This window comes from Sphingopyxis sp. P1IMeth2 (assembly GCF_900185685.1).
GTDB lineage: Bacteria > Pseudomonadota > Alphaproteobacteria > Sphingomonadales > Sphingomonadaceae > Sphingopyxis > Sphingopyxis terrae_A.
On the sequence record NZ_FYAT01000014.1, the window covers coordinates 138,542 to 159,439 of the forward strand.

Here is a 20,898-nt window from a genome sequence, read left to right on the forward strand (position 1 = left end):
CGCGGGACATATGGTTTACAAAGACTTGCCGGGGGCATGGGCTGTGATAGGTTGCTCCCGCGCCCGCGGCGCTTCCGGCCCCGGGCGGGAGGGAGGGTCCATATGACCAATATGCAAAAGGGTCTGGCCGAGTTTATCGGCACATTCTGGCTTGTCTTCGGCGGTTGCGGCAGCGCGGTTCTAGCGGCGGCCTTTCCCGATGTCGGCATCGGATTGCTCGGCGTCGCGCTCGCCTTCGGCCTGACGGTCGTCACCATGGCCTATGCCATCGGCCATATCTCGGGCTGCCATCTCAACCCCGCGGTCACGGTCGGCCTTTGGGCCGGCGGCCGCTTTCAGTCGCGCGACATTCCACTCTATGTCGTCGCGCAGGTGCTGGGCGCGATCGTCGCCGCTTTTCTCCTCTATTATATCGCGAGCGGAAATCCCGATTTCGATCTTGCGACCAAGGGCCTCGCTGCCAACGGTTTCGGCGACGGCTCGCCCGGCCATTACGACATCTGGTCGGCGCTGATTATCGAGGTCGTGCTGACCGCCGGCTTCCTGTGGGTCATCATGGGTTCGACCGACGGCCGCGCACCCGCGGGTTTCGCGCCGCTGGCCATCGGCCTCGCGCTCACGCTCATCCACCTCATCTCGATCCCGGTGACCAACACCTCGGTCAATCCGGCGCGCAGCACCGGCCCGGCGCTCGTTGTCGGCGGGCTGGCGCTTCAGCAGCTCTGGCTGTTCTGGCTCGCACCTCTCGCCGGCGGGCTTGCCGGCGGCTGGCTCTACAAGACGCTGGGCGCCGATCGCTTTCCCAAGCCCGATATCGAGGGCGAATGACGGACGGACCGGCGGGGCGCGTCCCCGCCGGTTTCCGCCCTGCACTTCCTATTTGAGCAGATCGAGCGCGAAGGCGCGCACGTCGGCGGCCATGTCGGGGCGTTCGAGCGCGATCGCCAGATTGGCCTGGATATAGCCGGCCTTTGATCCGCAGTCGTAACGGGCGCCGTCGAAGGTGACCGCGTGAAAGGGCTGCCGGCCGATCATCGTCGCCATGGCGTCGGTGAGCTGGATTTCGCCGCCTGTGCCCTTTTCCTGGCTTTCGAGCACGCGCATCACGTCGGGCTGAAGGATATAGCGGCCCGAGATGATAAGGTTCGACGGGGCATCGTCGATCGCGGGCTTTTCGACAAGGCCGCGGACTTCGGTCAGGGCGCCGTCGGCGCGGCCCGGCGCGATCACGCCATAGCTCGACACCTGTTCGTGCGGCACTTCGAGCACCGAGATCAGGTTGCCGCCGACCTTGTGATAGGCATCGACCATCTGCTTCATGCAGCCGGGGCTGCCGTGCATGAATTCGTCGGGCAGGAAGATCGCGAAGGGTTCGTCGCCGACGATGTCGCGCGCGCACCAGATCGCATGGCCCAGCCCCATCGGCTCCTGCTGGCGGACGTAGGCGCAATTGCCGGGACCGAGCCGCGTGGGTTCCAGGACCGACAAATCCTTGCCGCGTTCGGACATCGTGCGTTCGAGTTCGAAGGCGATGTCGAAATGATCCTCGATCGCGCTCTTGCCGCGGCCGGTGACGAAGATCATCTGCTCGATCCCCGCCTCGCGCGCCTCGTCGACCGCATATTGGATCAGCGGCCGGTCGACGACAGGCAGCATTTCCTTGGGGATCGCCTTGGTCGCGGGCAGGAAGCGCGTGCCGAGGCCGGCGACGGGAAAGACGGCTTTGCGGATCGGTTTCATGGCCGGGCTCTTAGCGCGGATCGGGCAGTGTGGAAAGGCAGGGCCGACGGCGCTTCAGGGCGTCACGATGATGACGACGCGGCGATTGTCCTGCCGGCCTTCGGGCGTGTCGTTCGAAGACAGCGGCATGGTTTCGCCGCGTCCGATAATCTGGCCGGGGGCGAATTGCATTCCGCCCGCGATCAGCGGCGCGGCAACGGCCTGGGCCCGGGCTTCGGAGAGCTTCTGGTTATAGTCGGGAGCGCCCGTTGAATCGGTGTGACCTTCGACACGCGCGCTGGGGATGCCGACCGCGATCAGGCGCCGGGCAAGCGTGCCGAGGCGTTCGGTCTGTTCGGGCTGGATTGCGCTTTCGTTGGTCGCGAACAGCAGGCGATCGGCCATCGTGAGCTGCCAGCTGTCGTCGGCGGCCGCGGGGGCGGGGATGAAGCCTTCTTCCTTCAGCACCGCGATCTGTGCGGCATTGAAGCCCTTTGGCGCCGGCATGCTCTGGCACGCTGCGAGCAATGCGGCGACGGCCAGCGCGAACAGGGTGCGAAGGTGGCGGGGGGCGGCATGGGTCATTGCAGGTCTCCGGGGGGTCGTCATTTCGAAAGCTTGCCGAGCTTGTCGGCATACATGGCGGCGTCGGCCGCGGTCAGCATCGCGGTGGGATCGGTGCCGTCGGCAGGATGCACGGCAACGCCGATGCTCACCGACAGGCGGTAGCTGTCGCCGCCGGGCAGCGTGATCGGATCGGCGATGGCCGCGCGAAGGCGCTCGGCGAGCGAGTCGGGTTGTGCGTCATGTCCGGCCGGATCGACGATCATCACGAATTCGTCGCCGCCGATGCGCGCGGCGAAATCGCCCGGGTGAAGCAGCGCCTTGATCCGCTGCGACAGCGCGACGAGCACCGCGTCGCCGGCGGCGTGACCAAAGCCGTCATTCACCGCCTTGAAATTGTCGGCATCGATGAACAGCAGCGCAAAGCGGGCGGCACCCGCAGCCAGCCTCGCCGCCAGCGCTTCGTCGAACGCCGCGCGGTTGGGCAGCGCGGTGAGCGGATCGTGCGAGGCGCGGTGGGCGAGCAGCGCCTTTTCGCTTTCCATATGCCCCTGCCAGCCCTGCAGCTCGTCAAGCAGGGCATTGATGTCGCCGCCGAGCCGGTCAAGCTCGGCAATGCCGAGCCCCTGCACCCGCTTGTCGAAGCGGCGGTGCAGCCGGACATCGTGCGCGACGGTAGCAATCTCGCCGAGCGGCTTGACCAGCTCATATTCGAAGCGCCGGGCGAGGATGACCGTGCCGATCGCGGTAATGAGCAGACAGGCGAGACCGGCGAGCAGGCCGAGCCGTACATAATGGGTCAGCGTCGAACTGTCGCCCCACACCTCGATCGTCCCGATGACCGATCCGTTGCGCTGGACGGTGGTCGCAAAGGGCCGCGGAAAGAAAAAGCCCGTCAGCATCGGCATTGCATCGCCGTGCGGCGACACCCATTCGGTGAGCAGCCGTCCCTTGTCGTCAAGCACGCGCAGGCGCGCGATGCCGGGAATTCGGGTGAGCGGTTGCAACCCCTCGCGCGCCGCTTGGGGATCGTTGAAGACGAGCGCGGGTTCGACGCCATAGGCCGCGACCTGCGCCGCCAGCTCCATGTTGCGATCTGCATAGCCGCGCAGCGTCGTGATCCCGGCGAGCAGGATGGTGATCCCCGATAGGGCGACCGCAAGCAGCGTCACCCCGAAATGAAAGCGCGACAGCAGCTTTTGCAGGGTGGTGTGCGCGCCGCTGCGTTCGGGGGCAGGAGCCGGCGTCATCGCGGCCCCCCGTCGCTGCCGATCTTGAGCACGCGCGGATCGACGCGCACCGATCCGCGGCCGATCGAATCGAGATTGACCGAAAAGCTGAGCCGCTGGCCCTGCGCGCTCAGGCAGAACATCGCGCCGAGGTTGCAGTTGTTGTCATCGTCAGTGACGGTCAGGATCGCCTTTCCGTGCACCCAGCCGATCAGGCGTTGCCGGTCCGCCACGGGCATCTGCCCGAGATAGAGCATATGACAGCCCGCCCCGCCGATTGCCGCTGCGGCGCTGATGCGCCGGACGCTCACCGATCCGCGGCCGGGCAGGTCGGGCGCCGGACGTTCGGTCAGGCGCGGCGTGCCGATGATGCACATGGTGCGCGGCGCGCCCGACGCCTCGTTCGGCCATGTCGCATAGGTCACGATGCCGCCGAGCATGCGGTTGACCGCCAGCGCCATGCCGCCTGGACTGTCATCCACGACAGTTTGCGCCGCCGCCTGCATGGCGAGCTGCGGCGCCGTCATCGACGAGCCGATCAGAAGCAATGGTATCAGCACGCTGTAGCGGTCCCCACCTCGGATGGGGGTGATCCTGCCCCCGCGAGGCGGCGTCCGCTAGAGAAAAGCGCCGCTAAGTCAAGGAAAAGTGACGCCATGCGGCCATATTGCAACAGTCGGCCGGACGATGACCGACGGGCTCAGGCCTCGCGCAGCCGCTCCGAAAAGCCCTTGCGCAGCTTCGCGAGCTTCGGCGGGATTACCGCCATGCAATAGGGGTTGCGCTGGCCTTCGCCGTCCCAATAATCCTGATGATAATCCTCGGCCGGATACCAGGTCGAAGCCGGTTCGATGCGGGTCACGATCGGCGCGGGCCAGTCGGGCTGCGCGCGCGCGATTGCGGCCTCGGCGGCGGCGGCCTGCGTTTCGTCGAGCGGGAAGATGGCGCTGCGATACTGGGTGCCGATGTCGTTGCCCTGGCGATTGAGTTGCGTCGGATCGTGCGTCGCGAAGAACACGTCGAGCAGATCGGCATAGGAAATGGCCGCCGGATCATATCCGATGCGGATCGCCTCGGCATGGCCGGTATCACCGCTGCACACCTGCTTGTAGGTCGGATTGGCGACCGACCCGCCGATATAGCCGCTTTCGACGCTTTCGACCCCCGCCAGCGATTTGAATACCGCTTCGGTGCACCAGAAGCAGCCTCCGGCAAAAATGGCGGTCTCTGTCATCGCGTCGATCCTTTGATGGGGTGGGCCTTTGATGGAGTGGGCCTTGGATAGGGTGGGAGACGTCCAGATAGGATCGGGCGCTCCTTATTCCAAGGGCGGCGGTGCGCCGATGAGTGGCGGCGCGAGCGGCTGCCCCGCCGCGCGCAGCGCGTCGATCGCCCGAACCTCCTTTTCGATCGAGGCGGCGCGGTCCTCCCAACGAGGGTGGGTTCCCGCCTGAAGCAACGGACGGCCGGCACGTTGGCCGAAAGCGGTCCAGAAGCGGACTGCGGCGCGCGGATCATAGCCGGCATTCGCCATCAGCCAGGGCGAGAGGCGATCGGCTTCGATCTCTGTCTGCTTGAACAGCCGCGCATTGCGGCCGAACTGCTGCAACAGTCCGCGATCGACCCCCGCGGCGTCGAGCCGGGCGCGGTGCCTAAGAATATTATGCGCGAGTTCGTGCGCGACGGCGGCCGCCAGCTCGGCGTCGTCCTTTGCGAATTGCGCCAGCCCTGCGGAAATGACGACGAGCCGGCCGTCGGCGGCCCCGTCGGGGCGGTCGCGGGCGTCGACGCGGAAATCGGTCGCGCAGCCGACCACCGGTACGATCCGTACCGGAGCCTTGCCGGTGTCGAGCATGGCGGGCCGGTCGCTCGGCAGGCCTGCAAAAAGCCTTTCGAGGGCGGCGATGCGGGCATAGGCGTCGCTGCCCTCGCCTTGCGGCGGCAGGGAACCGGCCAGGCCTTGCACCAGGCTCCCCGCATGCAGCCCGGCGGCGGCAGCGGGCGAGCCCGCGGCGACCGCGGCGAGGAACGGCGTGTCGGTGTCCGCGGCGTCATAGGCGGCCTCGGCATCCGGGCGCTGCGCGTCGGAATAAAGCCGCGGATCGCCCCATAGCCAGCCGAACTGCGGCTGGACCCTCGCGCACCATGGGGCATTGCCCGTCGTCAGGCGGTAGCCGATGGTCGCGACGCGCGCCTCGAGCGCCGCGAGCGCCGGATAGGGAGAGGGCTCGGCCATCGCGGCGGCGGGGGCGGCGATGGCAAGCAGAAGGGCGGCGGACAGGCGCAGCATGGGGGCCGACTTATCAGCGCCTTTCTGTCGGAGCCATGAATTTCGAGCGGCGCCGCCGCCTCTTGCCTATCGCCCGGCAAGCGCCGATAGGGCGGGGCGATGTTGAACGCTTCGTCATCGGCCCGGCCGCTCCATCCCCGCCCCGCCGCGCTCGCGCGCTGGCTGTGGGCCGTCGCCATCCTCGTCATCATGGTTGTCGCCGTCGGCGGCATCACCCGGCTGACCGAATCGGGGCTGTCGATCACCGAATGGAAGCCCGTATCGGGGGTGCTGCCGCCGCTGACCGAGGCCGGATGGCAGGCCGAGTTCGAAAAATACAAGCAGATCCCCGAATATAAGGAGATCAACCTCGGCATGTCGCTCGCGGCCTTCAAGGGGATTTTCTTCTGGGAGTGGCTGCACCGGATCCTTGGCCGTCTGGTCGGCATGGCTTTGCTGGTGCCGCTTGCCTGGTACGCGTGGCGCCGCGCGATTCCGGCCGGCTATGGCTGGCGGCTGTTCGCGCTCGCCGCGCTTGTCGGCCTGCAGGGCGCGATCGGTTGGTGGATGGTCGCGTCGGGACTCGAATATCGCACCGATGTCAGCCATTTCCGGCTCGCGACGCACCTCCTGACCGCGTTGTTCCTGCTTGCGGGGCTCGTTTGGACGGCGCGCGACCTTGCGCTGCTGGCGCGCGATCCCGGTGCGCGCCCGGCGCGCCTGACGGGCGCGGCGATTGCAGTCATTGCGATTCTGATCGTCCAGCTCCTGCTCGGCGCGTGGGTTGCCGGGCTCAATGCGGGCTATGTCGCGAGCACCTGGCCGCTGATGAATGATCATTTTGTTCCCGAAGGTATCGACTGGTCGGGTGGGACCTGGCTCGCCGTCACCAACGATCCCTTGCTCATCCATTTCCTCCATCGCTGGTGGTCGTGGGTCGCGGCGGGCGCGTTGCTGTTGCTGGCGCGCTCGCTCGCCCGGCAAGGGTCTCGGCGCGAGGCCGGTCTGCTGCTGCTGGTCGTCGCGGCGCAGATGACGCTCGGCATTCTGACGGTCGTGACCGGCGTATCGATGTGGATTGCGGTGTTGCACCAGGTGACGGGCGCCATTCTCGTCGCGACGACTGCCGCCGCGCTCCACCGGCTCGGTCGCGCAGCGGCATGATCGTCCTCGGCGCCCTGTTGCTGCTTGCGGCGCAGGCGCCGGAGCCTCCGGTCCCTTCGGAAACGCAGCAGGTTGCCGCACTCGCGTTCGCACCGCCGCTCGATCGTCCGCTCACCTACCGCGTCGCAACGCGGCGGTCGAGCCGCGACGGCGGCTTCACCAGCTTTGCGCTCATTTATGATTTGCGGTGGCGGCGCGTCGGGCGCGGTTATCAGTTGTTGGCGCGGTTCGACCGCGTCGAGTCGGACGCGCATCCCGAAGTCGTGCGCACGCTGCGGCTGCTGATCGACCCGCTGATTGGCGAGACGCTGACCTACTTCGTCCCCGCCGACGGCAGCTCGGTCGATATGGTCGACCCCGAAGGACTGTGGCGCCGCGTCGTCGACCGGGCGCAGGCGCTTGCGGATGCGTCCGGCCGCCCCGAGGCGAAGCGGGCCGCGCAGATCATCGCCACCTTGCCGCCAGCCGAGCGCGACAAGCTGGCGAGTGCCGACATCCGTGCCCTCGTCGTGCCCGCAAACGGCGCGATCCCGAACGGCGCCGACGGCCCGATCATGACCGTGACGGTTGCCGGTCGGCGCACCATATCGGCGAGCGAGCCGCCCGCTGCCGGCCCGGCGCAGCCGATTAAGGTCGATACGCGCTGGACGATCGATCTGGGGACCGGGCTGCTCGCCGAGGAGCGCCGCCAGAGCTTCCTGACGAGCGGAAACGCCACCGATCGCAAGCTGGTCGAGGAGCGGATCAGGGCACTCGAACCGGGTGATCCCAGCTGATGGTATCATAATACCCGTCAGCAAAGCCGCTCTCAGCTTGACTTTCGGTCTGTCTAGCGCCATTGGCCCGCGTCGAAGCGCCGCTGAGTCCCCCTGGGGTCGGGCGGCGCGGTTTGTTTTCGGGTTGGCGGGCCTTCCGGCCGGTCACTCCCGTCCATCTCTGTCAAGGAGCGTGCCATGAAGGCGCTGACCAAGACGACCCAGTCGGCGAACGCCGGTACGGTCGAGAAGAAATGGGTGCTGATCGACGCCGACGGCCTGGTTGTTGGCCGCGTCGCTTCGATCATCGCCAATATCCTGCGCGGCAAGCACAAGCCGAGCTTTACCCCCCACGTCGATTGCGGTGACAATGTCATCGTCATTAACGCCGAAAAGGTGAAGTTCACCGGCAAGAAGCTGTCCGACAAGGTCTATTACAAGCACACCGGCTATGCCGGCGGCATCAAGGAAGTCACCGCCCAGAAGGTTCTGGAAGGCCGCTTCCCCGAGCGCGTGCTCGAAAAGGCGATCGAACGCATGATCCCGCGCGGCCCGCTCGGCCGCCAGCAGATGCGCAACCTGCGCATTTTCGCCGGCAGCGAACATCCGCACGAAGGGCAGAGCCCCGAAGTGATCGACGTCGCGTCGATGAACCGCAAGAACAAGGTGGGTGCATAATGGCTGACGAACAGACCATGACCGATCTCAAGGATCTCGCCGGCGCCGTCGAAGGCACCGTCGCTCCGGCCGCTCCGACGGCTCCGCTCCGCGAAAAGCAGGTCGACAAGCAGGGCCGCGCTTATGCGACCGGCCGCCGCAAGGACGCCGTCGCCCGCGTGTGGGTCAAGCCCGGCACGGGCAAGATCACCGTCAACGGCCGCGACCAGGAAGTCTATTTCGCGCGCCCGACGCTGCGCCTCGTCATCAACCAGCCCTTCGGTCTGACCGAACGCGCCGGCCAGTATGACGTCGTCGCGACCGTCAAGGGCGGCGGCCTCTCGGGTCAGGCAGGCGCCGTTCTGCACGGCATCGCGCAGGCGCTGACCCGCTTCGAACCGGCGCTTCGCGGCACGGTCAAGGCGGCCGGCTTCCTGACTCGCGACAGCCGCGCGGTCGAGCGTAAGAAGTACGGCAAGGCGAAGGCCCGCCGCAGCTTCCAGTTCTCGAAGCGCTAAGTTTCTTCCGCCGACGGGTGGAGAAAAGGAGGGCGGTCCGGCGACGGGCCGCCCTTTTTGCGTGGTGCTTTCTAGGCGCCGACTGCAACATCGGGCGATGGCGGCGCGTTGGTTTGGCAACAACATCGAAGGAGAAAGCCCATGCCGAACGCCGCAGCGCTCAGCGGCCGCCAGATATTGATCATGGCGACCGATGGTTTCGAACAATCCGAACTCGAAGTGCCGTTGAAGCAGCTTGAGGAGGCAGGCGCCGACCTAAGCATCGCCTCGCTGGGGACGGACGATATTCGTGGCTGGGACGGCGACGACTGGGGCGACAAGGTCGCGGTCGATTGTCTGATCAAGGACGTCGAGGTGGAGGATTATGACGCGCTGGTGCTCCCCGGCGGGCAGATCAATCCCGATCTGCTGCGCGTAGAGGACGCGGCGATCGACCTCATCCGCGCCTTCGCCAAGGCGGGTAAGCCGATTGCCGCCATCTGCCATGCGCCATGGCTTCTGATCGAGGCCGGACTGGCCGAAGGTCGTCGGATGACCGGTTACAAATCGATCCGCACCGACATAGGCAATGCCGGTGCAAGGCTGCTCGACGAAGCCGTGGTTGTCGATCGCGGGATCATCACCAGCCGCTGCCCCGACGACCTCGACGCCTTTTGCGCTGCGATCGTCGAAGCAGTCGCCGACAGCCGCGTCGCCACCTAAAGGAGGTCGAGGCTGCCCAGCGCAATCGCCTGCCGCGCGGGGCGCTCGGCCATCACCGCGAACATTTCGTCGCCGCGTTCGGTGCGTTCGACGTTCATCGACGCGAACACCGCCATGAAATATCCGCTGAGCGCGCCGACGCGGTAATCGTCCCACAATTCCGCCTCGTCGGGTTCCACGCCGCGCGCGCGCAGCGCAGAGATCCAGGCGTCGAAGGCGGCGCGATCGGCGGCCGCGCGTTCGGCGGGATCGGCGATGCTCGTCCCCACCAGATAGGCGATGTCGGTCGCGCCGCTGCCACGGCCCAATGTCTGCCAGTCGACCAGCCAGCAACGCGCTCCGTCGGGGGCGAAGAGGATATTGTCGATGCGCAGGTCGCCGTGAACGATCGTGCGCGCGGCCGGCGTGCGGGTCAGATAGGCGTCGAGACGATCGACGATCCCGGCGCCGAGATCGAGCGCGTCGCGGTCGAGCCGACCCGCGTAGCGCTCGCGAAACCCCTCATAGAGTCCGGGAAACAGCGCGCGGACGATTTGGCTCGTGTCGCGGTTCAGCCATGGCAGCGCGTCCGCGCGGACGTCGTTCCATAACAGCGCATGCAGCCCCGCCGCGGCGTCGATGCACGGCGCGAGCCCGGCAAGACCGAGGCCGGCGAGCTGGTCGCCCTGCCGCGCCGGCGCGAGGTCGGAGAGGAGCAGGATGAAGTCGACGTCATTGTCCGCAATATCGGCATGGTAGCAGTGCGGCGCCGCGACGCCGCTGCCCGCTGCCAGTTCACGATACCAGCTCACTTCCTTGACATAGGTGGCGGTGAGCGCCGCGATATTGCGGCTTGCCTCGTCATGGCTCGGGCATTTGGCGACGATCGTTGGTGGCAGCCCGGTGCCGTCCGACCAATCGAGCGTCAGACGAAAGCTGTCGCACATCTGCCCGGTGCCGATGGCGGCAGCGCTAAAGCCTATGAGCGCGCCCTGGGGCTGACCCAGCTTGTCGGCGATCCAGTCGGCCGTCATTGCCTCCGGCGCGGTCGGAAATCTCATGCAGCGGGATCCATCAGGCCAGTCAATCCGGTCGGGCTGTGCGGTCCGACGAACAATTGTTCGAGCACCCCGACGCCGCGGTGCGTCCGCCCGCCGTCGACCAAGTCTGCGGTCACGAAAGCCTGGATGTGCATTGCCAGCGGATTGCCCCAGCCGCGCTCGGCCTCGTTCAGCCGGTCATGTGCGACGGCAAGCTCGGCGCCATGGTCGAGCCCGTGACCCCAGACGGGATGCGTGTAGCCGAGCCCGCTCATCGCGAACACCGGACCCGCCGGGGTCAAGGTCAGGGCGCGGCCGCCGCCGAGATCGGCGGTCATTCGCGCGACCCGGCGCGTCCCGCTCTGCCAGTCGATGGCAAAGCCGGGCGCATCGAAATGGCGTTCGGTTCCGTCGTCGCCGCTGATCACGCCGCGCCGGTTCCATGGCGCGCCGACACCATCATCGTTGCTGTGGAAGAAGAGCGATAGAGCCTCGAAATTGCACGGCGTCCACAGCCAGAAGAACTGGTTGAAATTGCCCTCCGGCGGCGGTTGCGGTTCGGCGGCGCCGACCGGACGCACCCCCCAGCTCCGGTCGCGCGTACCCGTCCAACCCGCGCCGAGATCGGTGCGCGCGCCCTCGACCGAAAGCCATCCCGACCAGCGGCCGTTCTGCGTCATCCGCGTATAGTCCATGAACAGCCGCGTGCCGTTGCGGCGGATGAAGCGCGGTTCCTCGATCGGAAAATGCCGTCCGGTGAACGTCAGTTCGGCGGCCAGCGGTCCATCGTCGGCGGCGATCCGCAGCGTCACTTTTTGCAGCGGTTCGTCAATCGCTATGGCGATGGGGCCGACCGACAGGTCGAGCCGTTCGCCGCCCGAACGACGGCTGGCGCGCAGATTATGCTGCACCCCGTCGGCGATCACGCAAAAGCTGGCATCGACGATGCCGAGCTGGGGATAAAACCCCATCGCGGCGGCGAAAAAGACGCTGCCGTCGGCGCTGTAGCCGTTGAAGAAATAGCGGTCGTAGAAGTTGCGGTCCGTCCCGGCGAACGCAATCGGCTCGCTGGTCTGGTGCAGCGGATAATCGTCGCCTTTTGTCAGCATGATCCTCATCCCGTTTTTTTGTGCAACCTAACGGGACGCGGCACTGCGTCAATCCCGATGCGTCAATGGACGGGCGGATCGGTCGGCGGCACCGCGCCGACGGGTGCAATGGGCTCGCCGGGTTCGCGTGGCGGCCGTGCGTCGGGCGGTATGGCGTCGATCAGCATGTCGGGAGTCGGCACCCGCGCCAGATTGCGGACGCGGACCGAAATTTCGCCGCCGCTGATACGCAATTCGTTGAAGCTCGGCGGCGTCGACCGGATCCGGCGCGACAGGGTGCCGGCGCCGATCATGCGGATGGGGCCTGCGGGGGTGTCGGCGATCAGATCGAAGGCGTCATGGACATGGCCGGTCAGTACGGCGGCGACGCCGCGATCGGCAAGGGCGGCAAGAGCCGCCGCGCCGCCGCGGGTCAGCGCGCGCCCCTTGGTCCCCGCTTCGGTGAGCGGGTGGTGTGCCGTTACCAGTATCTGCGTTCCGCGCGGCAGCGCATCGATCGCGGCGAGTGTGCGGGCAAGCGCCTTGCGCGTCACCCAGCCTTTCGACCAATCGAGCCGCCATTGCGCCCGCGCCGTGGTTTTCAGCGGAACGACGGCCAGATTGCGAAAGTCGAGCTCGCGTTCGACCAGCGCCTCGATCCGCCGAATCCGGCGATAGGGGTGCAGGGATCGCGCGACGGGGTTGAAATAAGGCAGGTCGTGGTTGCCGACTTCGACCGTCACGGGGAGGTCGAGTGACATGATCCAGTCGCAGGCGGCGGCGAACTCGCGACTCCGCGCCCGCATCGTCAGATCACCGGTTATCAACACCGCGTCGGGTTGTTCGCGGCGGACGCATTCGCGGAACCAGGCGAGCGCGTCGCGATCTTCAAGACCGAAGTGCAGGTCGCTGATATGGAAGAGGCGCATCAGGCGGTCGCGATGAAGTCGATCGCGCTCTGCCCGATCGAGAAGCGGGCCGGCGAGGGGATTTCGGCCAGTTCGCCGTCATATTCGAGCGCGATGATGCGATCGCTTTGGAGGATGATCGTTTCCGCGGTCGCAACGCGCTCGTGCGGACCATCGCGAAAATCGCCGCCGAGCCATGCGAGCCCGTGGCGCAGCACATCGCCCGTGGCGTCCGCCACTATGCCGTCGGCGGTAATGCCGTCACGGGTCGGGGTCAGGATGATCGCTGGATAGACGGCGCCCGATCCCGCCACCTGCACCCCGGGGGCGTTGAGCATTTCCTCGAGCGCATCGGGCGCTTCGCGGCTCGCCTCGATCAGCCCTTGGCTGCGCATCGTTTCGCGGACCTCGGCCCAGCGTGTTGCCGGCCCCGCAACGACGGTGATGAACGCTTCTCGCGCCGCCGATCGGATGGTCGGGACCGGCGCGCGTCGCCCGCCGCTCGCTAGCGCGCGCTCCAGAATCGTGGGAGCCGGATGGTCGCCATGCAATTGTTTCGACAGGAGGTTCAGCGTCCCGCCGGGCAGCGGCAGCAGCGGGCCGTGCCAGCCTTCGCAACCGGTCGCGGCGGCATTGATCGTCCCGTCGCCGGTCCACACGATCAGCAGGTCGATGTCGCTTGCGCGCAGCGCCGCCGCGTCGGGCAGATCGTCCTTCGGCAGGACGAAGCTTGCCGCGACTCGCGCGCCTGCGGCTGCGCACGCGTCAATCAATTGGCGGTGGATGCTCTCGTCATAGCTGCCGCTCCGGTCGTTGCAGATCAGGGCGGGGCGCGAAAAGGGGCTGGTCATGCCCGCCCAACGCACGACGCGCGAAAAGGTAACGCGCACGGCGCTTGTTCGCGCTCGCCGACATCTGTAGGGCGCGGAGACGGGCCGGGTCGCGGGGTGAAGCAATGGCGGATCGGACGGTCAGGGAACAACGGCGGTTGATCAAATTCCTTCTTCTCATCGGCTTGCTCCTGCTGCTGTTCGGCGGCGGAGCCAGGGCGATCGTTGCGGGCGGTGCCAAGTCGCTCGACCTTGCCGACAAGCTGCTCGGCAGCGGCAAGGGCGCGCGCCTGCTCCTTGCGGACCAGCCCTATGGCCGCGGGGTGCGGCAGTCGCTCGATATCTGGGTGCCCGAACAGGCGCAGGCGGGCGACCGGCTGCCGGTCGTGGTCTTCTTCTATGGCGGCGGCTGGGGCAGCGGTGAACGGCAAAGCTATGGCTTCGCCGGCCGGGCGCTGGCCAACCAGGGCTTCGTCGTCGTGATCCCCGATTACCGGCTGGTCCCCAGGGCGCATTGGCCCGACTTTCTGGAGGACGCCGCGGCGGCGGTCGCGTGGACCCACCGCCACATCGGCGAACTGGGCGGCGATCCCGGTCGCATCGCACTGATGGGCCATTCGGCGGGTGCCTATAATGCGGTGATGCTCGCGCTCGATCCGGTATGGATGCGCGCGGCCAAGTGCGACGCGTCGGTGATCCGCGGCGTTGCGGGCCTCGCGGGCCCCTATGATTTCCTGCCGTTCGAAAAGGGCGGCATGGCCGACCGCGCGATGGGCAAGGTGCGCCCGCCCGAAAAGACGCAGCCGATCCACTATGCGCGCGGCGATGCGCCCCCGCTATGGCTGGCAAGCGGTGACGAGGACGAAACGGTGCGTCCGCGCAACAGCCGGAACCTTTCCGCCGCGATCGAACGGCTGGGCGGATCGGCGACGCTGCGCGTCTATCCGGGCATGGGGCACACCGGCATCGTCATGGCGCTTGCGGCCCCCTTTCGCGCGAAAGGGCCGGTGCTCGACGAGGCCACCGACTTTCTGCGCGGCGTGACGGCGCGCCGGGTCGCGCCTGCGGCGGCGGCGCAATGACAGCTCCGACGCCCGGTCCGATTTCTGCCATCGTCCTCGCCGGAAGCCGCCCCGGTGCCGACCCGCTGCTGACCGGCAGCGGCGTATCGACCAAGGCGCTGCTGCCGGTCGGCGGACGGCCGATGCTTGCCCATGTCATCGCCGCGCTGCGTGCCGCGCCCGAGGTGGGCGCGATCCGGGTGCTCGCGCAGAACAGCGCCGAACTGGCGCGCGAGCCCATGTTGGCGGCCGTGCCCGACCTGCACTTTGCCGATTCGGGACAGGGGATCAGCGCTTCGCTCGCTGCTGCGCTGCCCGAAGGCGACGCGCCGGTGCTGGTGACGACGGCCGACAATGTGCTGCTGACGCCCGCGATTATCGCCGAATTCCTCGCCGGCGCAGCGGGCAGCGATGTCGCAGTTGCGATGGTCGAGCGGCGCGCGCTGCTCGCGCGCTACCCCGAATCGCGGCGGACCTGGCTCAAATTTCGTCGCGGCTGGTGGTCGGGCGCCAATCTCTTTCGCCTGCGCGGGCAGCGCGTGCTGCCGCTGCTCGACTTTTGGGGACGGATCGAACGCGACCGCAAGAAGGGGCTGAAGATCGTTGCCGCCTTCGGACCGTGGCTGCTCGCGGGGGCTTTGCTGCGGCTGTTCACGATCCAGGGCGGCGTCGCCCGCGCCGGGCGCCGCTTCGGCCTCACCGCGCGCGTGGTGCCGATGTCCGACGCCGAAGCCTGTATCGACGCCGACAAGCCGTCGGACGTGACGCTGATTGAACGCATTCTGGCCCAGCGCGGCTAGGGTCAGGGCCCTATGCGGCCAGACGCACAAACAGGGCCAGAACGAACCAGCGCCCGAATTTGTGGTGCTGTCGGTGCGTGCGGAGCAGCGCAGCGAAAGGCATCGGCGAGGCCGCCTCGGTGAGATCGCGGTAGCGTCGCAGCTCGCGGCGCAGCGCCTGCCACGGAAGCCGGCCGGCGCGCGTGCTGACGAGACGCCAGCCGATTTTCGTATATTCCTTCGCGCAAAATTGGGCGAGGCAGTAGCGCATGTCATCGTGCATGGCGGGCAGACCGGCCGTCACCGCCGCCATGATGTCCGCCAGAACCGCTGTCAGCGCGTCATTGCCAGCCGTGTCGAAATGTCCTGCCGTACGGGTCGCGAGCCCGGTCAGGCTGCCCTCCCGCACACGGTAGTCGATCCACGGCGCGGGCTCGTAATAATGACTGCGCACCGTCAAGAACAGATGCGGGACGACTGCCATATCCTCAAAGCAGGCGAGGGGCGGAAAGCGCAGATCATGCCATAGGTTGCGGCGCGCGATCTTGGTCCATAAATGCATCCGGCGGCGAGCGAACAGGCCATAAAGCAACGCTTCGCGGTCAGTCACGATGCGGCGCGCAGTTCCCGTGAAAGCCGCCTCGTCGCGGCCCCGTTTGCGATAATCGCAGAGGACCAGATCGGGTGCATCGCGCATGACGATCGCGTGTAGCGCGGCGATCGCGCCAGGAAGCAGCACGTCGTCGGCATCGATGAACCAGACATAATCGCCCCTCGCCAAGTTGAGCAGGCGATTGCGCGCTGCGGCGACCCCGCCGTTTTCCGCCTGCCGATGCAAGCTTGCCGCCGGTCCGATCTCAGCACAGATCCGCGCGCCGATCGCGTCCGATCCGTCGTTCGACCGATCGTCCAGAAGCAGCAGTTCCACTCCCGCCGCCGGAAGCTGCGCGGCGATCGAGGCAAGCGTTTCGGCCAGACAGGGCGCGACGTTGAAGACTGGCATGAGAATGCTGAGCCATGGCCTGTTGCCGTCCGCCGCATCGTCGTTCACCTGGCATCGTCCGCTTGTCCCAGCCACAGGCAGGCGGATAGTACCACCGCGCGCGGCAAGTGCCCGCGGCTTCTGTAAAGGCGCGCGAGCGTCGCAAAAGCGATCGGCGATTCGGCGTCCATCATGCCGCGGTAGCGGGCAAGCTTGCGACGCAGGTCGCGCCAGGGCACGTGAAAGGCGCTGCTCGACAGGAGCCGCCAGCAGATTTTGGTGAACTCCTTCGCCCAGAAATGCGCGATGTGGTGCCGGGTGACGTCGCTCATGGCGGGCAGCGCCTCGCGCGTCGCCGCGTCGAAGCCGGCGAGACTCATTGCCAGATCGTCGTTCCGGCAATCGTCGAAGCGTCCCCGCGACCGGCGCAGCGACCCCATGATGCTGTCGGGACGGTCGCGATAGCGCACCCAGGCCTCGGCTGCGTGATAATGGGTTCGGGCCCGGAGCAGCAGCCACGGTGTCGTCGCTATATCTTCGAAGCATCGTCCGGCGGGGAAACGCAGGTCGTCACCCCAGAGCGACCGGCGCGCGATCTTGCTCCAGCTGTGCAGCCGCCGCTGCGCAAAAACGCCTTGCAGCAACGTCTCCCGATCATCGCTGGGCCGACCGGACGGGCCGGCGAAGCTGCTCAGATGCCGGCCGCCGCGCGCGTAATCGCAAAGGACAAGATCAGGCGCATAGCGGTCGATAATAGCCCGGAGCCTGGCGATCGAGCCCGGCATGACTTCATCGTCCGAATCGATGAACCAGATATAATCGCCCCGCGCCGCGTCGAGCATCGTATTGCGCGCCGCGCTCAATCCCGCGTTGCTGACATGGCGCATCAGCCGGACTTGCGGGTGGGACTGCGGGCAGATTTCGCTACACAGCCCCAGTGAGCCATCGGTCGAAGCGTCGTCGAGCAGGATCACCTCCACCCCCTCCGGCGGGAGCTGGGGCAACAGCGACGCCAGGCAATCACGCAGATAAGGCTCGACATTATAGACGGGGATCAGGATGCTCAGCCACCGGCGCTCGCTGCGTGGCGCACCGCCTGCGGTTCCCCCTTCGATATGTGCGGACAGACCCACGCGCATTCCCGTTTCCATTCCCGAACGCCTCTGCCCCGTCCCGCGTTACTAGATCAGCAGAGTGAAAGGGAAGTCGTTTTCCGTCGATTTGGCTGTGCAAATGGATGGAAAACGACGCCAAAGGCGATATAGGCCGCGCGCATGGAACCCGCTCCGCCCCCGGCCGACCGCCGGCCACTCTTCTATCGGACCTGGATCGATAAGGGTATTGCGGCGGTACGGCGCCTCGGCGCGCCCGCTGCAGACACGGGCGACCAGGGACCTTTCCGGCGCATCATGACCCACCTGAGCTGGATTCTCGGCGGCAAGGGTTATGGCGCAATCCTCAGCCTCTTCTACCTTGCGATCGTCACGCGCGGCCTGGGGCCGGCCGCTTATGGTTCCTTTGCCCTGATCCTCAGTTCGACGCTGGTCCTGCAGGCGATCCTCAATTTCAACATCTGGCAGGTGCTGGTCAAATATGGCCAGGAACATATCCACAGCGGCGATCATCCGGCCCTGGCGCGCCTCATCCGCTTTTGCACCGCGGTCGATCTGGCGATGGCGCTGCTCGGCATTGGCGCGGCGGCGCTGATCCTCTGGCTGGGGCGGGGGTTGCTGGGCATGCCGGCCGAGCTCGTCTGGACGGCGTTCGCCTATGTCGTGCTGTTCATGCTTTCGATCCGCAACGTGCCGCGCGGGATATTGCGGCTTCACTCCGAATTTTCGCAAACCTTCCTCGCCGAAGCGGTGGTGCCCACGCTGAAGACGCTGGGTGCCGTTGTCGCCTTTTTGACGCACCCGTCGCTCGAGATTTTCCTGATCGTGTGGGCGGGTTCGGAGATGGCGAGCACGCTCGTCTTCTGGTGGCTCGCCAACCGGTCGTGTCGCCGCGCTTATGGCCGACCCGACGGCCGGCATTGGTGGCGCGTGTGGCGCGACAACAAGGGGCTTCCCGAATTGATGGTCGCATCCAATTTCGGAACCATGGCCTATACGGTGGCGCAGCAACTGCCGGTCTTGCTGGTCGGCTCGTTCGCGGGCGCCACCGAAGCTGGCATCTATCGCCTTGCGCATCAATTGACCCAGTCGATCACGATCATGGCCGGGTTCATCGGCCTCGCCAGTTACACCGAGATGACGAATATCTACGTCAAACAGGGGCTGCGCGGCGTGGCGTCGCTCTATGTCCGGTTGACGCTGATCGCGCTCGGCCTGTTTCTTTTGCTCGCACCGGCAATCGTGCTGCTCGGCAAGCCGCTGTTGCTGCTCATGTCGGGTCCGGCGTTTCTGGGCGCCTATCCGTTCCTACTTGTGCTCGGCCTCGCAGCCTGCCTTCAAATGGCGACAGTCAGCTGCGAACCGATGCTGATGGCGGCCGGACGATCGCGCCTCATCATCGGTATCAGGCTGGCGGGCACGGCCACGCTGATCGCCGCCATTTATCTGATGCTGCCGGAGATGGGCGCGATCGGCGCCGCCTGGTCCAAGGTGCTGGCCGAAACCGTGACCTTGCTGCTGCTGTTCGGCGCCAGCTTCCTCGTCCTTCGCGAAAGCCGGATGCCGTCATGACGAAGCGTATCTTGTTCCTGTTCAACCATGATGCGGCGCATCAGGCGGCGCATATCGCAGGCATAGCGGGCGAACTCGCGCTGCACGCGCCGACGGTTCAGGTCGTCGTCGCATGCGGCGTCGAGGCGATCCGGCACAAGGTGGCAGAGATCATTCCGGCGGCGGCGCACGACCGTATCGAATGGCGGATGCTCGACCTGCCGACGGCGGAGCAGCGGCTGCTGGCGCCGATCAACAAGGTGGCGCCGGTGCTGCGTGTCGCGCGTCTTTACCGGCATCTCGATCTGTTTCGCAGTGTCGACCTGGTGGTATCGACCGAACGCACCTGCCTGCGCGTCCGGCGCCGATTGGGGGCGGCGGGGCCGCGCTTTGCCTATGTGCCGCACGGATCGGGCGATCGGAGTGTCGCCTATCACCCCGAACTCGCGCAGTTCGACCTCATGCTGCTCAGCGGACCGAAGCTAGTCGACGAAATGGTGCGCCACGGCATAACGACCGCCGACAAGTGCCGGGTCATCGGTTATCCCAAGTTCGATACGATCGATCCGGCGGTGCGCAAGCGCTTCTTCGACAATGATCGCCCGGTCTTTCTCTATAATCCGCACTTCGATCCGCACCTGTCGTCCTGGTACGGCATGGGCGAGGCGGTGATGGATTTTTTCCTCGCGCATCGCGACTATAATCTGATCGTCGCGCCGCATGTGATGCTGTTCCGCAAGCGGCTGCATTATTCGCTCGAATATCGGACCGCCAAGCTCCGGCCGGACATCGCCGACCGCTTCCGCGCGGCCGACAATATCCTGATCGACGTCGACGGCCCCAATCTCTTCGACATGAGCTACACGATGGCAGCCGACGTCTACATCGGCGATGTTAGCAGCCAGGTTTACGAGTTTCTGCTGCACCGCGGCGCCTGCTATTTTCTCGATCCGAACGGCAAGCCCGCCGACGGCGTGGCCGAACGCTATGAATTCTGGCGCAACGGAGAGGTCTTGTATGGCCCCGCTGAGCTTGCCGAGCGGATTCCGCACTGGCGCGAAAGTGCGGCGCTGCACCGCGCCGAGCAGGATCGGCTGTTCGCCTACACAATGGACCACCGGGCGGGCGAGGCGTCGGTTGCGCGGGGCGCCGCGGCGCTGGAGGCTTTCGTCGAGGGGCGCTAGCCCGTCCCGAAATCCATCAGCGTCCAGCCGTTGTCGCGTGCCGCTTTGGCAATGCGGCCGCGACGCCCGATCGCAAAGGCCTCGTCGGCTAGCGCGAACAGCGGTGCGTCGCTCGCATGGTCCGAATAGGCGCGCATATGATGCGCGGCGCGTTGCGGGTCGGCGGCAAGCCATTCGGCGACGCGGCGCGCCTTTTCCGGCCCATAGCAATTGGTACCGTCGAGCGCCGCGAGCCAGCCTCCGTCCGCGGCGCGCCGATGCCGGGTGGCGATGCAGGCATCGAAGCCCAGCGCCTCGGCCAAGGCGGCTGCGTAAAATTCGGGGGCCGCGGTTGCCAGCAGCAGATGGTAACCGGCGGCGCGGTCGCGGGCGATGGCCGCTCGGGCCCCCGGTTGAACGTCGGCGGGAACGCGCCAGGCGGCAAAGTCCGCAGCCAGGCGCGCCATTCGCTCCGCCGGCAGTCGCCGCCCGAGCATCAAGGCGATCGCCGCGGGCTTCAACGCATCGCGGCTGTAGAGGCCGAGCGCATGGCCCGCGAGCAGCCCGAGGAAAACGGGCGCCAGCAGAAGGCGCCATGGCGCGCTGCGCGCGGCCGCCCACAGAAGGAAGAGCGTGAACGTCGGCATTCGCAGCACGGTGCGATCGAGATCATAGACGGCAATGCGAAAGGGGGCTGCGGCGTCGCTCATCGCCGCCGGGCCTAGCCGCTCGCTTTGCGTGCCGCCACCGCTTTCGCGCGTGCGCCGCCGCACACCCTCTTGTCGCGGCGGTTCAATGGGGCTACGCAGCCCGCGATTGCATAGGGAG

Annotated in this window: 23 protein-coding genes; 10 read left to right on the plus strand and 13 right to left on the minus strand. The window is 66.8% G+C overall.

All coding sequences use genetic code 11. The annotated features are described in order from the left end of the window. The first annotated feature begins 102 nt into the window (after nt 1-102). Complete coding sequence (aqpZ, locus tag P1IM2_RS14215; RefSeq protein ID WP_003041215.1) at nt 103-828, plus strand: aquaporin Z; 726 nt, start codon at nt 103-105, stop codon at nt 826-828. Nucleotides 829-876: 48 nt separating this feature from the next. Here aqpZ and galU read toward each other — a convergent pair whose 3' ends face one another. The 6 genes from galU to P1IM2_RS14245 form a co-directional block, all read right to left on the minus strand. Beyond that, nucleotides 877-1,740, minus strand: a complete 864-nt coding sequence (galU, locus tag P1IM2_RS14220) for a UTP--glucose-1-phosphate uridylyltransferase GalU (protein ID WP_062901693.1) — start codon at nt 1,738-1,740, stop codon at nt 877-879. A gap of 54 nt (nt 1,741-1,794) precedes the next feature. Further along, nucleotides 1,795-2,304 (minus strand): OmpA family protein, encoded by a 510-nt coding sequence (locus P1IM2_RS14225; RefSeq protein ID WP_186402874.1) that lies wholly within the window; start codon nt 2,302-2,304, stop codon nt 1,795-1,797. Between the two features lie 20 nt (nt 2,305-2,324). Next, nucleotides 2,325-3,533, minus strand: coding sequence for a diguanylate cyclase domain-containing protein (locus P1IM2_RS14230; protein WP_062901695.1), 1,209 nt, complete (start codon nt 3,531-3,533; stop codon nt 2,325-2,327). Next, a complete protein-coding gene (locus tag P1IM2_RS14235) occupies nt 3,530-4,072 on the minus strand; it encodes a YfiR family protein (protein ID WP_238929624.1) in 543 nt (180 codons plus the stop codon). Before P1IM2_RS14235 ends, P1IM2_RS14230 begins: the two co-directional genes overlap by 4 nt. Before the next feature lie 140 nt (nt 4,073-4,212). Beyond that, nucleotides 4,213-4,746, minus strand: coding sequence for a peptide-methionine (S)-S-oxide reductase MsrA (gene msrA, locus P1IM2_RS14240; RefSeq protein WP_058812172.1), 534 nt, complete (start codon nt 4,744-4,746; stop codon nt 4,213-4,215). 84 nt (nt 4,747-4,830) lie between these two features. Further along, nucleotides 4,831-5,802 (minus strand): M48 family metallopeptidase, encoded by a 972-nt coding sequence (locus P1IM2_RS14245; RefSeq protein ID WP_062901697.1) that lies wholly within the window; start codon nt 5,800-5,802, stop codon nt 4,831-4,833. Nucleotides 5,803-5,901: 99 nt separating this feature from the next. On the opposite strand from P1IM2_RS14245, the gene P1IM2_RS14250 reads away from it, so the two are divergent. From P1IM2_RS14250 to P1IM2_RS14270, 5 genes are all read left to right on the plus strand, one after another. After that, nucleotides 5,902-6,945, plus strand: coding sequence for a COX15/CtaA family protein (locus P1IM2_RS14250; RefSeq protein WP_186402875.1), 1,044 nt, complete (start codon nt 5,902-5,904; stop codon nt 6,943-6,945). After that, the gene (locus P1IM2_RS14255) at nt 6,942-7,721 is read left to right on the plus strand and encodes a hypothetical protein (RefSeq protein WP_186402876.1); all 780 of its coding nucleotides are present in this window, start codon (nt 6,942-6,944) and stop codon (nt 7,719-7,721) included. Before P1IM2_RS14250 ends, P1IM2_RS14255 begins: the two co-directional genes overlap by 4 nt. 177 nt (nt 7,722-7,898) lie before the next feature. After that, complete coding sequence (gene rplM, locus P1IM2_RS14260) at nt 7,899-8,378, plus strand: 50S ribosomal protein L13 (RefSeq protein WP_003041188.1); 480 nt, start codon at nt 7,899-7,901, stop codon at nt 8,376-8,378. Continuing rightward, nucleotides 8,378-8,875: a 30S ribosomal protein S9 gene (gene rpsI, locus P1IM2_RS14265; protein ID WP_003041184.1), complete on the plus strand. Its 498-nt coding sequence runs from the start codon at nt 8,378-8,380 to the stop codon at nt 8,873-8,875. Before rplM ends, rpsI begins: the two co-directional genes overlap by 1 nt. Before the next feature lie 141 nt (nt 8,876-9,016). Next, on the plus strand, nt 9,017-9,577 hold the full coding sequence (locus tag P1IM2_RS14270; protein WP_062901700.1) for a type 1 glutamine amidotransferase domain-containing protein: 561 nt from the start codon (nt 9,017-9,019) through the stop codon (nt 9,575-9,577). Here P1IM2_RS14270 and P1IM2_RS14275 read toward each other — a convergent pair. The 4 genes from P1IM2_RS14275 to P1IM2_RS14290 all read right to left on the minus strand — a co-directional run bounded on the left by P1IM2_RS14275 (nt 9,574) and on the right by P1IM2_RS14290 (nt 13,443). Continuing rightward, complete coding sequence (locus tag P1IM2_RS14275) at nt 9,574-10,617, minus strand: phosphotransferase family protein (RefSeq protein WP_062901701.1); 1,044 nt, start codon at nt 10,615-10,617, stop codon at nt 9,574-9,576. The two genes, P1IM2_RS14270 and P1IM2_RS14275, sit on opposite strands and share 4 nt — an antisense overlap. Further along, a complete protein-coding gene (locus tag P1IM2_RS14280) occupies nt 10,614-11,705 on the minus strand; it encodes a hypothetical protein (RefSeq protein ID WP_260834164.1) in 1,092 nt (363 codons plus the stop codon). Before P1IM2_RS14280 ends, P1IM2_RS14275 begins: the two co-directional genes overlap by 4 nt. A gap of 62 nt (nt 11,706-11,767) precedes the next feature. Further along, nucleotides 11,768-12,613 (minus strand): metallophosphoesterase, encoded by an 846-nt coding sequence (locus P1IM2_RS14285; protein WP_186402878.1) that lies wholly within the window; start codon nt 12,611-12,613, stop codon nt 11,768-11,770. Beyond that, entirely contained in the window at nt 12,613-13,443 is an 831-nt protein-coding gene (locus tag P1IM2_RS14290; RefSeq protein ID WP_260834165.1) for a diacylglycerol/lipid kinase family protein, read from the minus strand. Before P1IM2_RS14290 ends, P1IM2_RS14285 begins: the two co-directional genes overlap by 1 nt. A gap of 137 nt (nt 13,444-13,580) precedes the next feature. Here P1IM2_RS14290 and P1IM2_RS14295 point away from each other — a divergent pair, with 137 nt between their 5' ends. Both P1IM2_RS14295 and P1IM2_RS14300 read left to right on the plus strand, forming a co-directional pair. After that, complete coding sequence (locus P1IM2_RS14295; protein WP_062901704.1) at nt 13,581-14,504, plus strand: alpha/beta hydrolase; 924 nt, start codon at nt 13,581-13,583, stop codon at nt 14,502-14,504. Next, a complete protein-coding gene (locus tag P1IM2_RS14300; RefSeq protein ID WP_186402880.1) occupies nt 14,501-15,283 on the plus strand; it encodes a nucleotidyltransferase family protein in 783 nt (260 codons plus the stop codon). The genes P1IM2_RS14295 and P1IM2_RS14300 overlap by 4 nt, the downstream gene beginning before the upstream one ends. A 10-nt stretch (nt 15,284-15,293) precedes the next feature. On the opposite strand, the gene P1IM2_RS14305 is transcribed toward P1IM2_RS14300, so the two are convergent. Together P1IM2_RS14305 and P1IM2_RS14310 are read right to left on the minus strand one after the other, a co-directional pair. Then, on the minus strand, nt 15,294-16,313 hold the full coding sequence (locus P1IM2_RS14305) for a glycosyltransferase family 2 protein (RefSeq protein WP_186402881.1): 1,020 nt from the start codon (nt 16,311-16,313) through the stop codon (nt 15,294-15,296). Continuing rightward, nucleotides 16,310-17,377 carry a glycosyltransferase family 2 protein gene (locus P1IM2_RS14310; protein ID WP_186402882.1) on the minus strand — a complete coding sequence of 356 codons (1,068 nt, stop codon included), beginning with the start codon at nt 17,375-17,377 and terminating at the stop codon, nt 16,310-16,312. The genes P1IM2_RS14305 and P1IM2_RS14310 overlap by 4 nt, the downstream gene beginning before the upstream one ends. Before the next feature lie 276 nt (nt 17,378-17,653). Here P1IM2_RS14310 and P1IM2_RS14315 point away from each other — a divergent pair, with 276 nt between their 5' ends. Then, nucleotides 17,654-18,928, plus strand: a complete 1,275-nt coding sequence (locus P1IM2_RS14315) for a lipopolysaccharide biosynthesis protein (protein ID WP_186402883.1) — start codon at nt 17,654-17,656, stop codon at nt 18,926-18,928. Beyond that, nucleotides 18,925-20,091, plus strand: a complete 1,167-nt coding sequence (locus tag P1IM2_RS14320) for a hypothetical protein (protein WP_062901709.1) — start codon at nt 18,925-18,927, stop codon at nt 20,089-20,091. The genes P1IM2_RS14315 and P1IM2_RS14320 overlap by 4 nt, the downstream gene beginning before the upstream one ends. On the opposite strand, the gene P1IM2_RS14325 is transcribed toward P1IM2_RS14320, so the two are convergent. Further along, nucleotides 20,088-20,780, minus strand: a complete 693-nt coding sequence (locus tag P1IM2_RS14325; protein ID WP_238929625.1) for an HAD-IB family hydrolase — start codon at nt 20,778-20,780, stop codon at nt 20,088-20,090. The two genes, P1IM2_RS14320 and P1IM2_RS14325, sit on opposite strands and share 4 nt — an antisense overlap. Nucleotides 20,781-20,898: the final 118 nt, after the last annotated feature.